The 15818-nt window shown below is 34.0% G+C and carries 11 protein-coding genes and 6 pseudogenes; 1 reads left to right on the plus strand and 16 read right to left on the minus strand.

Annotated features, from left to right (window positions below; genetic code table 11):
- From AC1DMU_RS28695 to AC1DMU_RS28725, 7 genes and pseudogenes are all read right to left on the minus strand, one after another.
- Positions 1-569, minus strand: a 569-nt coding sequence (locus tag AC1DMU_RS28695; protein ID WP_476941672.1) for an RNA-guided endonuclease TnpB family protein, incomplete at its 3' end; no start/stop codon positions are given.
- Position 570: 1 nt separating this feature from the next.
- Positions 571-693 (minus strand): hypothetical protein, encoded by a 123-nt coding sequence (locus AC1DMU_RS28700; protein WP_476941673.1) that lies wholly within the window; start codon positions 691-693, stop codon positions 571-573.
- A 146-nt stretch (positions 694-839) separates the two neighbouring features.
- On the minus strand, positions 840-1034 hold the full coding sequence (locus AC1DMU_RS28705) for a hypothetical protein (RefSeq protein ID WP_000087398.1): 195 nt from the start codon (positions 1032-1034) through the stop codon (positions 840-842).
- Positions 1035-1127: 93 nt separating this feature from the next.
- The gene (locus tag AC1DMU_RS28710) at positions 1128-1469 is read right to left on the minus strand and encodes a DUF4257 domain-containing protein (protein ID WP_088062788.1); all 342 of its coding nucleotides are present in this window, start codon (positions 1467-1469) and stop codon (positions 1128-1130) included.
- Positions 1470-1833: 364 nt separating this feature from the next.
- Entirely contained in the window at positions 1834-2127 is a 294-nt protein-coding gene (locus AC1DMU_RS28715; RefSeq protein WP_252196092.1) for a hypothetical protein, read from the minus strand.
- 72 nt (positions 2128-2199) lie between these two features.
- Positions 2200-2385 (minus strand): hypothetical protein, encoded by a 186-nt coding sequence (locus tag AC1DMU_RS28720; protein WP_088062789.1) that lies wholly within the window; start codon positions 2383-2385, stop codon positions 2200-2202.
- A 21-nt stretch (positions 2386-2406) separates the two neighbouring features.
- Positions 2407-2927 (minus strand): annotated as a pseudogene (locus tag AC1DMU_RS28725) (peptide ABC transporter ATP-binding protein).
- Between the two features lie 269 nt (positions 2928-3196).
- On the opposite strand from AC1DMU_RS28725, the pseudogene lepB reads away from it, so the two are divergent.
- Positions 3197-3750: pseudogene (gene lepB, locus AC1DMU_RS28730) on the plus strand (signal peptidase I).
- A gap of 125 nt (positions 3751-3875) precedes the next feature.
- On the opposite strand, the gene AC1DMU_RS28735 reads toward lepB, so the two are convergent.
- From AC1DMU_RS28735 to AC1DMU_RS28775, 9 genes and pseudogenes are all read right to left on the minus strand, one after another.
- The gene (locus AC1DMU_RS28735; RefSeq protein WP_476941674.1) at positions 3876-5666 is read right to left on the minus strand and encodes an adhesin; all 1791 of its coding nucleotides are present in this window, start codon (positions 5664-5666) and stop codon (positions 3876-3878) included.
- Between the two features lie 20 nt (positions 5667-5686).
- Complete coding sequence (locus tag AC1DMU_RS28740) at positions 5687-7282, minus strand: hypothetical protein (protein ID WP_476941675.1); 1596 nt, start codon at positions 7280-7282, stop codon at positions 5687-5689.
- A gap of 701 nt (positions 7283-7983) precedes the next feature.
- Positions 7984-8961: a sigma-70 family RNA polymerase sigma factor gene (locus AC1DMU_RS28745; protein ID WP_215559282.1), complete on the minus strand. Its 978-nt coding sequence runs from the start codon at positions 8959-8961 to the stop codon at positions 7984-7986.
- A 160-nt stretch (positions 8962-9121) separates the two neighbouring features.
- Positions 9122-10181: pseudogene (locus AC1DMU_RS28750) on the minus strand (RNA-guided endonuclease InsQ/TnpB family protein).
- A pseudogene (locus AC1DMU_RS28755) lies at positions 10144-10785 on the minus strand (IS607 family transposase). Before AC1DMU_RS28755 ends, AC1DMU_RS28750 begins: the two co-directional pseudogenes overlap by 38 nt.
- Positions 10786-10891: 106 nt before the next feature.
- Positions 10892-11122 (minus strand): hypothetical protein, encoded by a 231-nt coding sequence (locus tag AC1DMU_RS28760; protein WP_476941676.1) that lies wholly within the window; start codon positions 11120-11122, stop codon positions 10892-10894.
- Between the two features lie 532 nt (positions 11123-11654).
- Positions 11655-12023 (minus strand): annotated as a pseudogene (locus AC1DMU_RS28765) (DUF3854 domain-containing protein); the annotation flags it as partial.
- Positions 12024-12126: 103 nt separating this feature from the next.
- On the minus strand, positions 12127-14004 hold the full coding sequence (gene ltrA, locus AC1DMU_RS28770; protein ID WP_476941677.1) for a group II intron reverse transcriptase/maturase: 1878 nt from the start codon (positions 14002-14004) through the stop codon (positions 12127-12129).
- A 739-nt stretch (positions 14005-14743) separates the two neighbouring features.
- Positions 14744-15727: pseudogene (locus AC1DMU_RS28775) on the minus strand (DNA primase); the annotation flags it as partial.
- Positions 15728-15818 lie beyond the last annotated feature (91 nt).

The following is a 15818-nucleotide window of genomic DNA, read 5'->3' on the forward strand; positions in this document are numbered from 1 at the left end:
GCGAAATCTTTTAGTCCTACATCTATCCCAATGTAAGAATGTGTTTTCGGAAGTTCTTGTACTTCTGTTTCAACTAATAGTGACACAAAATATCTGCCAGAAGGGTTCCGTCTAACTGTAGCATTTACAATACGTCCCTTTACTTCGCGACTTTTGGCAAATCGAACAAGACCTAGTTTCGGCAACTTTATCTTGTTTCCTACAACAGAAATGTTTTCATTTGTTTGTTTTGTGGTGTAAGATTGTACGTTGTTTTTCTTAGATTTAAAGCGCGGTGCGCTGTTTTGTTTTTTGAAAAAGCGTGTATAAGCATCGGCAAGGTTGCGAACAGACGACTGAATCGCAATACTATCCACTTCTTTCAGCCAAACAAACTCTTTCTTCATGGCAGGAAGTTTGGCAGAGCATGTACCATAGGTCAAGCCTTTTCCTGTCTCTTTGTATGCGTGATCCCATAAGGATAGAAAATGATTGAATACAAAGCGGGAACAACCAATCGTCTTGTTTATTAGAATTGCTTGTGCTTGATTTGGATAGATACGAAACTTATAGGCTTTATTGATCATCATTTCATTCACCTCCATTTCGGTATATAACCATTATACAGAACATATATTCGATAGATAGTAAAGTAACACCTTCTGTATGTCGAACAATTAAGATGGCTTCCTGCCATCCCTTGTTCGAAGCCAATTCATCTCCCACCTACTCACTTCGCGTTCCTTGAGGAAGGAGTCTTTTTGGCTAAAATGATAAAGAGAAAATGTTTTTATATTTATAGGATAAAAAGAGGTTGATGGATTAATTCTCCACCAGCCTCTTTTTATCTTGCTATTCAATTAGAAGCTAACCGTCGCTGCTTCCTCTCCTGAACTAATCATTCGCTGTTCAATCTTTCCTAGCAGTTCCTTTATCTTATCTGAATAAAGTTTGACTGCTTTCGTAGATTGAGCATTCTTAAGCTCTTCTGTCCATTCTGCTAAATCTTCTTTTTCTTGATCATCTAGATAATCAAAAACTTCCTTTCGAGACATCGGGCTCACCTCAACTCAACTCACTTTATTTGGCCGTTACATAACCAAATCTCCTCATCTCTCTATTTCTATTTATACCAGATTACTCCTCTATTATTCCTTATTCTTTTTTTCGAGTTCGTTCAATTTCTTTGAAATCGACTGAATCTCGTCGGTTTTTACTTGTTCCGTTGCCAAGCGATTGTGCAGCAGGAAAGCTTGCCCTGAAATCCCAGCAAGAATACTCACCTTAAGAATATCCATCATTGTTTCAGGGTTAAACATTGCAACACCAACGAGTGAAGCAATACTTCCTACAAACATCTCTCCCAAGAAACCCGGGTGAAATGCAAGCTTGCTCTTACGAGGCAACAAAAACTTTTTGTTTGTGATGTAATGACTAGCCATTCCTGAGACCATACCAGCCACAACTGAAACAATTACTGTAACCAACATAATATGCACCCCTTTTAGAAAAACTTTTAACATTGCAGCAGCAGTTTCTATTTAATAATTAGTTGCTATAACATAGCATCACACCTTTCAGGCAAAAACAAATAACCTTCCAGGAAAATGAATTGTTTACACAATGAAATAAAGTAACATAAAGTTCCTTTTTGTGTAATTTCATTAACCCGAAAGGTTATAAGTAATTAGTGATATAAAAAAGAAAAAGAAAAAAATGCAACTAAATTATATCACATTGAAGTTTGTTTTATCTTTAAATTCAGAAAATTTATTTTGTTATTTAACTTTCTCAAGTTAACAAATCAAATTCTTTGATACCTTTACACCTTCTAATAATTCAAAAGCCTGATTATTATTTATTTTTTAATCTGCCATCAATTATGCTGTAGATTACACTACAATTTTGATGAATATAGAATTCCAATATCTCAAATGCTACTTTTTTATTCTCTTCATTTTCATAGTTGTATAAGTTTATTATTCTAGTTCCTGTCTCACGTACTAACCACAATACCTTACGCTTAAATAAGAAATAATAATATGGGGCCATTAAATCCGCCACATCTGATTCCCGATTATTCATTTCTAACAAAGAATTCGAGAATTCTTTGTTATTAAAGACGGCCACTTTTTTTATTATTTTCATACTCGATATATTCACCTTTCTTAGAAAATAAAAAAGACAAGGAATTAATCCTCATCTTTTTCATAACTACAGTTAATTTTTCTCTTCATATTCGATTACCATAACCAAAAGCGGTTGGCCTTGTTCACGTTCTATGAATCCGCTTGGTGTTATTTTTCCAACTATTTTTCCATGCTTAGCACAATACTTCAAAAAACCATTCACTTCTTCATCAATTCTTAATGCATCAGCAATAACAGTTCTGATTTGTAATAACATAGTAAATCCCCCGATATTTTCTTATTTTAAATATGTAATCTCAGAAACTCGAAATCCATTTATTTCTGGTACATATTTAAATTCCAGAATTAAGCCGTTTTGTTTTACCAAAAACAATCCTTTTTTGACTTTTGTAATAGTTCTTGGTTTTTCATAATTAAATAGACTTGGTTTACTTTTATAAGTAACTTTGTAATTCTTATTTGTACTAAAATAATCTGATGTAAATTCATCAGCTAATTCTACAGTTGTTACATGATTTCCTAAAAACATTTCTAGTTCTCTTTTTTTTGATAAATAGTTAAGTGGCCATTCTTATCAATATCATCAAATATTAATTTGAATTGCCCTCCTAAGTCGTTAATCACATTTTGTGATAATTCATCTTCAAACAAATAATCGTATTGAATTTTTTCTTTCAAATCTTCTACTTTGATTGGTGTTAACGCTTCTGTTTGAGGTTCATCCTTTATAAAGGTGTTATAAAAAACAAACATCATAGCTAAAACGCCTAACATTAAAAATAATCTCTTAATCTTCATAAAGTCTTCATCCTTTCACATTGTGATGTTCTCCAAAAAATGCAAAAAAGCCCTTTTCGGAGTTGTATTTAAAAAGAAAGTAAAAGTAAAAAACTTAAACTATCTTTGAAAATCGAAACCCCGAAAGGGCTATAGTAGTTATAGATATAAAAAATCGAAATTTAAAAAAGGTATACTTAATTTTAACAAATTACACCTACAAAAACAACCATATTCAGAATATTCAATTCATTAAATATACGTTATGATGAATATTATAAACCTTCAGAATGGAATTTGATCTTAAATTGAAAAAACGTCTAATTTCTGTTTTTCCAATATCAATCTTTATAATTGATATTACCTTGCTTTTACTAAGACAGTTCGTTTTTTTCCATATAAGGTTTCTGGGGTTTCTATGGGAAACTCCTTATTCAATAATGATAAGGTTTTAATTAATCACTTCATCCATTCAATAGAAGCTCTGCAAAGATTTGATATAGTTGTTGTTAATTCCCCCCTAGAAAACACTTCTAATAATAAAACAATTATAAAAAGAGTAATTGGTTTACCTGTAGATACAATAGAATATAAATCAAAACAGCTTTATATAAATGGACTTGTGGTAAAAGATCTATACTCAAAAGGTAAGACAGCTGATTTTTCATTAAAAAGTATTTACGGTTTCGATAGGGTTCCGAATGATACAATTTTTGTATTAGGAGATAATCGTGAGGAAAGTTTAGATAGGAGATTTAAAGAAATAGGCTTTATACCTTTGAATAATATAGAAGGCAAGGCGGTTCTACGCTATAAGCCATTCAATAGACTTGGGAAGTTTTAAGAAAATAGTATAAATCCATTACAAGATAAAATAATAGAATTTTCCGTATATTAATTAATAAAAAAAGAATCCCTACTAGTAGTTGAGATCCTTTACTTTTACCATATTATCATTTTGGTAAAAACCTATTTAGCTACATCATTAGAATTTGCTGCAAGTAATCCATTACCTTGTTCTTTAAATGTTGTTTCAGCTGTTTTTTGCTCTGGCTTTTCTTTCTCAAGAACTACCACATTTACTGTTGCAGTTGAGCTGTTTCCTGCCTTATCGGTTGCCGTTACTTGAACTGATATTGCGCCTGGCTTACTTGTATCATATGCTCCTACTGTTACTAATGGATTTAAATCTTTATTATCTTTTACATTCACTAAACTTCCTGGACTTAATTTATCTCCCACATGTACGGTTACACCTTGTTTCGCTGTTATTACTGGTGCTTCCGTATCCTTCTCTTCTTCCTTTTCTACTACTTTTACTGTTACCGTTGCAGTTGAGCTGTTACCCGCATTATCAGCTGCCGTTACTTGAACTGATATTGTACCTGGCTTACTTGTATCATATGCTCCCACTGTTACTACTGGATTTGGGTCTATATTATCTTTTACTTCTACTAAATCTCCTACATTTAGACTATCCCCTACATGTACTGTCACACCTTGCTTCGCTGTAATTACTGGTGCTTCTGTATCTTTTTCCTCTTCTTTTTCTACTACTTTGACGGTTACCGTTGTACTTGAGCTATTTCCTGATGCATCTGTTGCTGTTACTGTTACTTGAATTTCTCCTGCCTTACTTGTGTCGTACGCTCCTACTGTTACTACTGGGTTTGGATCTTTATTATCTCTTACGTCTACCAAATCTCCTGCATTTAAGCTATCTCCTACATAAACGGTTACACCTTGTTTCGCTGTAATTACTGGTGCTTCTGTATCCTTTTCTTCCTCTTTTTCTACTATGCTGACGGTTACTGTTGTACTTGAGCTATTTCCTGATGCATCTGTTGCCGTTACTGTTACTTGAATTGCCCCTGCTTTACTTGTATCGTACGCTCCCACTGTTACTACTGGGTTTGGATCTTTATTATCTCTTACGTCTACCAAATCTCCTGCATTTAAACTATCTCCTACATAAACAGTTACACCTTGTTTCGCTGTAATTACTGGTGCCACTGTATCCTTTTCTGGTTTTGTTGTACCACCATCGTTACCATCTCCGCCTGTTGGTGGTTTTGTACCGCCTCCACCATCATTACCTTCTCCGCCTGTTGGTGGTTTTGTACCGCCTCCATTATTACCTTCACCACCTGTTGGCGGTTTCACTTCCCCGCCACTAGTGTCACCCGAAGTAGATGGCTTTTTATCATTATTAGTTGGAGGTATTGAGTTATCTGCAATAGCCACACCATCATTAATATTTAGATCGCCACCAAATACAAAGTTCTTACTATCCTTATTATCCGAGACAGAAGGATTGTTTGTTGCTGATGCTATTGAATTATTTAAATCAGAAAAACGATTACTTGCTTTATCACCGTCAATAACTGATGCTAAGTTTCGATCTGAGTTTATAGCTGCGGTTGCAATTGAATCTGTTAAGTCATCAAATTTCTTTTTGGTTTTGTTATTTTCAATGATACCGGCTAAATTTTGGTCAGAGCTACGTTTTGCATTATCAATGATTTCATCAAAGTCATTAGTATTTAGATTTTCAGTCGGTTCATTCTTACTTTCTTCTTTTTTCTCATCTTTTTTCTTTTCTTTTTCACTATCCTTTTTCTTTTTAGATACTGATGCTGTTTTAGTGCTCTTCTTTTCAGAAGAAAACAGTGAGCAGCCTGTAACTACCCCAACACTTAAGGTAGTTACAGTAGTCGTAAGTAACACTTTCTTTAAAATTTTCGAATAATCTAAAGGCACAATCAATTCCTCCCTATTACCTAACCTGCACTTATAGTTGCTACAGAAGTAGCAGAACTATTAGGTGTAGAATTATTAATTTTTTCGAGTAAATCTTTATTTCCAACCTTTTGAGCAAACTTTTTAGCTTCCTCGGATTTATTTAATTTCAAATAACTATTAACAATAATTCCTTCTCTTCTTCCATCTAGTGGCACTTGATCTCTTAATTTGATAACTTCTTCGTGCTTGTTATTTAATGCAGCAATTTCAAAATTAATTAGTGGATTTTTTGTTTTTAATTCTTTTACTTTTTTCAAATTATCTACAGCTATATAATATGAAACTACTGATTCTGCAAAATCTTGTTCTAAGTCAATTGCCTTCTGTGCTTTACCACTCAATAGATACGTAAATAAAACCGCCTTTTTATCTTCTTTTCCTAATTTTTTATAATCGACTTTATCAAATTCCAAGGCAGCATCTTGATACTTTTGAACTGCAGATAACCTTAACCCATTTATTAGATTCGCATTAACTTCCAAACTATTTACATTATTTGCAGATGCAGCCTGTGAATTTTTCATATCGCTAAAGGCAAAACCTGCTACTACTAATAAAACAATTGATGCGACTCCTATAATAGCGTACTTATATTTTTTCATATTATTTAAGATTCCTTTTTTATCGATTGCGACTTTCTCTTCTTGTTCAAATTTAGTTTCATTTGGTTGATTTCTTTCATTATTTAAATTAATTTCATCACTTTTGGGTTCGCTTTTAGCCACAACTATTTTTTGTCGTGCATCTTTTATTTTCTTTTCTTCCTCTAGTCTTCTTTTTCTTACTTCCTCAAGTTTTTTCTCTTCTTCCTTCCGTTGTGCTTCTGCCTGTTTCCTTGCTTCTTCCTCTGCTTTTCTACGGGCTTCCGCTTCTGCTCGTTTTCTTGCTTCTTCCTCCGCTTTTCTACGCGCTTCCGCTTCTTCACGCTTCCTTGCTTCTTCCTCTGCCTTTCTACGGGCTTCTACTTCTTCACGTTCCCTTTCTTCTTCTTCTGCTTTTCTATGGGCTTCTACTTCTGCCTGTTTTCTTGCTTCTTCCTCTGCTTTTCTACGGGCTTCTACTTCTGCCTGTTTTCTTGCTTCTTCCTCTGCTTTTCTACGGGCTTCTACTTCTGCCTGTTTTCTTGCTTCTTCCTCTTCCTTTCTACGGGCTTCTACTTCTTCAAGTTTCCTTGCTTCTGCCTCTACTTTTCTACGGGCTTCCGCTTCTGCCTGTTTTCTTGCTTCTTCTTCTGCTTTTCTACGGGCTTCCGCTTCTTCACGTTCCCTTGCTTCTTCCTCTGTCTCTTCTATTTTTAAATCATTTTCAGAAGTGCCTGCCTGTTTTTGAATTGTAGTAATCCAATCAAGAGCTGGGTTACTATTTGAAGATTCATTTTTAGGTAAATTTACATTTACACTTTCTTCACGTTGGTTCTGCGGTTGTTCTAAATGCTCTTTTTGTATTTGCTCACTTATTGGATCTTTATAGATATCCTCATATTGTTCTTCTTCCTCTGCTAGTAATCGTTCTCGTCGTTCTTTTTCTTGTCTAATCCTTTCCTTAATTACGTTTCTTTTTCTATTATTTTGCATATAACAACAATGGCCTCCTTTCTATCGGTACCTCATTAATGAGAGTAATTAAATTATTCATCCTTCATAATTAATCATGAGATATTTCTACAGAAAAACTAAGGAAAATTAGAGATAATATTATTTTTTTAAGCATGATAAATAAAAAAAAGGATAAATAGGTAGCACCCATTTATCCTTTTTTATTTATCATCTATTGAGTTTATCGTTTTCCGACAGAAAACTCCTTCCTTAAAATGTGAGAGTATGAAACACCAATTTTAGGCGGGAGATGAATGTCGCTTGGCATAAGCCAACATGTTTACTACCATATACTTGTACAGATTGCTCTTTGAAAACTGAAGATATGAGGTTGGTTGCAGAAAAATGTTGCAACCAACCTCATATCTTCAACGTTCTTGCGCCCCACGTTTGCCGAAGTTGCGAAAACCAAGCTAAAGTAGGAAACGTGGTGAGTCAACGTACAAGATACTTATGTTTTCACTGTAGGGACTACGGGCAGAGCATGCTAAGATAACCGGTGGATACATCGGTGTTCGCAGGAATCTCCCACTTCAAACAGTCCGTAAGGACGTTAAGTGGTGAGAAGTTCGAAGTGCATGTTATACCCTTAATACATCACTTTGTATCCAGATTTTAGATAGAAAAAGATACAACCCACTCATTATACTGTATATTCCGATAAATATGAATATATATTTTCACGCCATATTAAGTTCATCCATTACTTTCAACTTTTCATGTAGTAGATTAAAAATTTCATCTTTATAGTCACATTTCTTCAATTTTTTAATTGCTTCATCCTTTATTTGTGACACTCTTTCAGTTGTTATCATAAGTGCTTTTGCAATTTCTTTATGCAAATACACTTTACCATCTAGAAGACCAAAACATAGATTTAGTACCATCTTTTGCTTTGGGTTTAATACTTCATCAAATATTAACCATATCTCGTAATTTAAGTCCTCAATTACCATCTCATTTGTTGACGGAATTGCTGAACTATCATCATAGAATGGATTTGATATACCTATATCTTCATTTATTGTATCTATATCCAAAGTCATATTAGTAGCTCGCTTATAATATACGTTGTGCCTAATGACTGTTTCGCTAGTTACATTTAACTCTTTTACTACTTCTTCCACTGAAGGGGTTCTGTTGTACATTTGTAGATATTTATCTTCTAACTCGACATATCTTAAATTAAATTGATTCACAGAATTAGGGATTTTAAAAGGCCCAGACTTTTTTTTACATATAATTCCTAACATACTTTTTTGTATCCACCAAAAAGCGTACGTGGAAAAGCAATAACCTAAAGCCGGATTAAAATCTTCCATTGCCCGTAACATTCCCTCATTACCTTCTTGAACCAGATCATCAAACTCTATATCAGGGTGCTTGTTTTTGTACTTTCTTGCAATAGATAATACTAGTCCTACATTCACATGAAACAAATAATCACGTAGATCCTTTTCACCATGTTTGTACCGCTGAAATAATTTTAAACTTTCTTGTTTTGATAGTACCTTATAATTCCCAATTCCCTTAATTTCAAAAGTGTTTCCTTCTAGATTAGCCATTGGCTTAATACTTCTTGCAGTAGAACCTTGTGTTATAGTTATAGTTTTATTTAATGAATCATCGCGATTCAAGCTGCTATATGATGGATTCATACCTATTCCGTTGCCAAAACCTTATAAAAGTCTATAAAGTTTGTTTATTTCCCTGTTCTACGAGTCCAGTTTTGCGAAAGCTACTACCGTTTGATATAACTCTCCGAGGGCGTAAATTCGGATACAACGCATCCTACATATTAGCCATAACGTTTAGGTGTTAATTGGCTAATTTATAACGTGACAAGTTGATGGCTGCATTCAAATCCCGATCTATGATATGACTACAAGCACATTTGTATATGCGATCAGATAGCTTTAGATCTTTCTTGATGCTTCCACAACTTGAACACATCTTAGAAGATGGATACCATTTATCAGCTTCAATAAATTCAATACCGTATTTTTCGCTTTTATATTGAATTTGTCGCTTAAGCTCATATAAACATTGTTTTGCAATAGCTTTAGACAAGTGCTTATTCTTCATCATTCCTTTGATGTTCAAGGTTTCCATCACGATTCGATATGGCTTGGTTTTCACGATATCTTTCGTGACTTGATGAAGATAATTTGTTCTGATATTGGTCAACCTTCTATGCAAGTGTTGTATTTTCTTTTTGACTTTTATAATGTTGCCGGTTTTGATGAAACGGTTTCCCTCCTTATTTATTTCATATTTGCGAGAAACTTGACGTTGCAACCTACGAAGTCGTTTCTCTACCTTTTTTACTGTTTGTGTTTTGTTGATATTTTTCTTTTTCTCTCCATCCGAGCAAACAGCCAGTTCCTTCACACCAACATCAATGCCTAGTGAGACGTCTGTTAATTCTATTTTGGGACACTCGTTTTCTACGCCAACGGACAAATACCAATACTTTCCGTCGAAATGAATACGTGGATTCGTATACTTTACATCGACTGGTAATGATTCTGAAATTTTCATCCATCCAACTTTTTCAATCAACACTTCGTTATTTCGAACTTTCAATTTCACATTATCGTTGTAAAAAGACGGCTTGGATTTTCTTCTGCTTTTGAAACATGGTTTATTAGCCAGTCCCTTGAAGAATCGCTTATATGCTTCACAAGCATCTTTGATCGCTTGCTTTGTAATGTCTTCGTATAGCCATACATATTCTTCTGTTTGTTTCAGAACGGTTAATTCTTTACGAAGGAGGCCGTCAGATAGAAATTTACCATCGGGCTGTTCCAACGGATTTCCAAAGTTGATGTTCTTGTTCTTTATTTGGTCTTATTCTTACTTTCCTCGCAAGTATCACTTTTCATCAACTCCTTAATCATCTTCTTGGCTTTATTGGCTCTTTTGCCTTGCAATCTACAGCTGAAAACAGTGACAATCTGAATTAAATCTTCTACTAATTCTTGTTCCTCGGTCTTTTTTGTATGGTCAATGACCTCAATAGTCATTCCATATTTATTACATAGGTTTTCGATTAATTCATACCCAAATTGAATTAACCGATCTTTATAAAGAATAACAATCTTTTCTACTTCCGAATTAGTGACCTTATCAATTAGTTCATTTAATCCCTTTTAATTATAGTTAATCCCACCTCCTATATCAGTGATGATTTCAAATTGATAGCCTTTAGCAAACATATACGTTTTTACGTTATCAATTTGTCTTTCCAAATCATCTTTCTGTTTATGAGAGCTAACTCTACAGTATCCTATCACTATTTTGTTTAACTGCATTTCACCTTTAATACCCAAGAAGTGATTAAGTTGTTCTTGTGAGTAATATCGATAACCACTATCCGTTACGTGATGTGGTTTAAAAACATTTTGTTTATCCCAGTTTCTTAACGTTTGAGTTGTCTTTCCTATTAAATCAGCAAATTCACCTATGGAATAGTACTTCATCTATATCACCTCTCTAATTATTATTACTTAAACTTTATAATAATTAGAGGGTCTTTTATAAAGTTTTATAGATTTATTTCAACTGTTACTTCCCTCCCTTCTCATTTTATCGAATTGTTTCTAAAAACATCTGTGTCTCCTTTTGTACGTTACTAATCAACTTACAATTCCTTGCACATGTATTGGCAACTTCTTTATGTGCTTTCGTTTTTCTCAATTCTATATAAATATCGCATCCTTTGCAGATGCTACTAATACCTTCCATTATTTCTAATTGTCTTCTTCTTTCATATAAAAACTGTTCTTTCGTTTTCTTCTCACTTACTCGTCTCCTCATTTGTTTCACCTCGTATACATGAATAGTATTATTTAGTAATTAAAAACTACTATCGATATTACATAGATACGAAACTTCGCCCTAAAACCCTTCCAAATTTCTCCTGTATGTATATGATATAGGATTATAACAAAATGTAAAATGAATTATTCTAAAAATTTCAAAAAATTACCGAGATATTAAAATAGCCATCATTTCCTTATGATTAAACTAATTATATTTATATAAATCTTGATAATCATCAAGGTTTATATACAATTTAAACCCTGATGACTATCAAGAACACGTATAAAATAATAGATGTTTTATATTCTTCTATACAAAACATCCGTTTAGAAAGAGTAAAAAATAAATTTACCTTTAAAGCTTCCAAATTTATATTTCCTCGAATCTCATATGTAATTTTTGTATAATTAACATAGAAATTTCGATTTTATAAAAACCACTCATTCTAGTTACGGTATAGAAAAGTAATTAATCATTTCTATCCCCTATTAATATGTTTTTTAACTTATTACAATTTAAATGGCGTTTATCTCACTTTCTCTATTGCTGGAATATAATCGTTTAACAGTAAATCATCTAGCCCCTTTCCAAGATTAATATCCCAACTTGCAAAATTAATACTTATCCCTTCTTGATAAAGCGCTTGCGCACATTCTAATAACGACCGCTGAACATCTGAATTTGTAACCATATCCATATCTAAAGCAAACGTCGCCTGTTTAACTCCCATTTTTTTTAATGGTTCAATTAATATTCTCCATACTTTAACCCCAGGTATTGATACAACTGTGGTACCATACATTACTTTTTCCTCATTTGTTAGAAGCTCGTCTAAGTTTTCTGCAGCAATATCAGATAGTGATAGGTAAGACTTTGAAATAATCTCCATCTTTTCCCCCACTCAAAACCGTACGTGCGATTTTCACCGCATACGGCTTGCCATCGGTAATCTGTTCTTATGGACAATGAGCCACCTCGCGATAGTCATTGTAATACCCTTAACTTTTAATATTTTTCCTCAGCTTTTCAATTAACCTAACTCTTTTAGCGTTCCCTTCGATAGCTTGCTTGTTATGCACGAGTTTGTGGCATTCTGTACAAAGCGAGATTAAATTATTAACCTTATTGACTTCATTTAGGGGTAATTTGGGATTTTTATGATGGCAGTTTCCTTTTCCATATAAGAAACATCCACATGCCCTACACTTCCCTTTGTCCCTGTTATACGCATAATCCTTATTCATGATGAACTCGAAATTAGTCATTATCCTGTTTTTATCTTTATGGGCTATATAAAGTTCGTCAGCTTTGTATATTGTTGGTCTACATAGTGGAAGTGTCTTTTCCATCCTTTGCGCATATAATTTTCTACCTTCAGCGGTAAAAGGCGTCATTTCTTGGTTGAAATTTCTGGAGTATTGCACTGGCGTTATCGCACATTTAGTAGCACCTATTTTAATGTTATCTATTTCAATGGCGAAAGTTTTCCAATTATACTTCTCATGTCTTACTCTCCTATTACCAACTGTATTTAGTGGTACATAGTGGTTTTCCATGAGTGTAGTATTTTTCTCATATTTGAAATACGATTTAAACGACTTCAGCATTCCCCAGAATATTTTGTTGTCAATTTTGCTAAGAGTTTTCTTACTAATCCCTTTGTTGAAATAGTTACTAATGCCAACTAACTTTTCATTGATTTTTTCAATATTTGTGGCAAACCATTCATCATTTGGGCTATATCTTAACTTTTTGACGTAGCTTTTAATTTCTTTTATCGCCTTATTAACTGCTTTCATGTTCGGATAAAGTAACGGAGCATATTTGTTCTCTTTTGTTAAACCGAATCTCATATCATACGATAAGAATGTAACCGGTCTGACACGAAGGTCAGTTATAAGAGTTTTCTCCGTAGACAATTCAAGTTTCATCTTGTGTTTTAGGTATTTCTGTGCTTTACTAGGAAGTCTCCTAGCATTACTCTCGCTTGTTGTAAGAATTACCCAATCATCAGCGTATCTAACTAAGTAAGTAGGTTCGTGACCATCCTTTTTAAGTTTCTGATAGGCTGCTCTTCGTGTTTGGTATCTATCGGTATAAGGATGAAATTCATACTCCTTAGCAATAAACCAATCAAATCCGTTTAGATAAATGTTTGCTAGCAGCGGGCTAATTATGCCTCCTTGTGGAGTACCTTTAGTCGTTTTGTGGAATTGTCCATTTTCGACATATCCCGCTTTCAATATTTTTTTAATTATTGCTAACAGCCTTTTATCTTTTATTCCCATATTCCACATAATTTCAATTAGCTTGTTATGGTTAATATTATCGAAATACCCCTTTATGTCACCTTCTACAATCCAAAAAGTCTTACTTCTACGTGCCACATCCCTCATTCTTGCTAGAGCGTGTTCAGTACTTCTATATGGTCTAAATCCGTAACTATGATTGTAGAATTTGGCTTCTGCAATAGGTTCAATAAACATTCTAACTAACTCTTGTATAATACGGTCAATCATGGTTGGAATGCCTAGTGGGCGCATTTGGGATTTATCATTGGTTTTGCTATTGCCTTTAGGAATATAAATTCGTTTGACAGGCTTAGGTTCATAATTTTCTATATGACTACTAATAAATTTGATCAGTTCGTCTTTATCCATTTGTAAGTAATCATCGATCGTTTTACCATCTACGCCTGCCGTTTTGCTTCCTTGATTGCTCTTGATTTTATGAATCGCGGTTTTTATAACTTCTTCATTAGTAAACATTTCTGCAATACCAAAAAAGTGACCGCCTTCTTTCGCTACCAAGTGCATTTCATCTATTAATTTCGTTAGGTCATGTTCTGATTTAATCAACCGTCTTTGTACCTTCAATGAATCACCTACTTCATTCTGAAGATTGAAGTGTTGGTTATCATGAATTAGCTGTTTACTCGGATAAACCTCGTCTGGACGTTGATAAGTTAAGTAGTATTAGATTATCGACTGGTGTCCTTCGCTCCCGTTGGTTTTTCCTCTATGCTACACTTCGGAAGAATCCTTATAGTAACGTCATTGAGCCAACGATTAACACTACTATGACACCTCTGCCAGCTACGTGCTTCATTTGGACTGTAATCCATCCATCACATAGCTTTCAAACGTTCCATTTACTCTATCCCTTCTTTTACGTACCCTTAGATGCCCACTCTCTGCCGGTAAATCTATTGGATTTAATGAACAATTGTTTCCATAGCAAACTACCATTTCAAGTAGTTTGAGTATTCCGCTATAAAGTAGAGCAGATACCATTTACATTCCGTCCTTTTCAGGACTAGGCAGTCACGACAGTTCATACATGGGTTCGTTTCCTCATCATAGGTCGTTTTTAAGGACTACCGCATTACTTTCACCGTGACACAAGGTTTTAGGTTACTTGAATTACGACTTCCCCAAGCTTCATACCGTATAATTTACAGTTTATACCGCATGTTGGAGTATTATAGACACGAAATTTGTTCATTCATCGTGATTAGGAATTTTACCTAATAATTCGAGTAAATAGTTAGATATATTCACCGAATATATCCCCACATTTCCTGCATTACGCAGTTATAGTGGAACGTTTCGCACACTTTAGACTACCTTCTGAAATCCATACATTATCCTTTTTTATTAATTCTCCACGTTCCAAACTTTTCAACTCTCGACTAGGTACTGCTACATGTATTGGCAATGGTTTCCCAGCTCCTGTTCCATGGAATTTCCCACCTGAGCTGATCCAAATATATTTACTTTCTAACTTTAATTGTACTTCACCTAATTTTTCACCTTCATAATTAATTTCATACCATTCTTTAACATCGATTTCACCTTTAAATATAGACTCTATCTTCCCATTAATTTCATAGGTCACCTCTATAGTATTGGGTTGCTCAATAACTTCTGCCTTAAAGCTTGGTTTATAATTTTTTACAACTGTCATATATTCAGGATTATCAATTCTACATTGAAAACCGCATATCTGATTATATATATTTCTCTGAGGTATTAATAAAGAATCTCTCCTTCCTGCAAACGTGAAATATCTTCCATCCTTTGTTTCTTTTGCATAAAATCCTGGAATTCCAACAATATAGCTTGTTTTCCCCCCTACTTTTTTTATTAGCTCTTTCGTAGTATCCCAAGGTTTAAGAGGAAAACTTTTGTAATTTCTAACATTTATAACTTCTCTTGTAATCCTGCGTTTTGATCCCCTTAACATTTTAATATGTTCATCTCGCACGTCTAGAAATTCTAGGAATAAAGTGTAAATAATATCAAGGGTGTAATCATTTTTCTTCCTATGTTCCTTAATCATCTGATCTTGAGAAAAGTCATATCCCCTTTTTTGATCTTCAGCTACTATATGTAAATAGCCTGCTTCCCCGAATTTTGTTTCTGATGAAATTCGTCCGCATATTATTTTGGATTCAGAATCATTAACCATGCACCATCCTTGCTTACCACATATAGGGCATGTTGTTCTATAATATTCAAACCATCTCTCATTACGCCCCTTATTCATGCTTCTCACTGGTCTTAATACTCTACTTGCTGCTAACCTTTCAATTGACATCACATATCTCCTTTTTCCTTAATCAAATAAAAAAGCCCTTTGGGATACGGAGGTTAAATACCACACAAACGTGTAATTTAATCCGTAACCC

The organism is Bacillus sp. 01N45 (assembly GCF_056399205.1).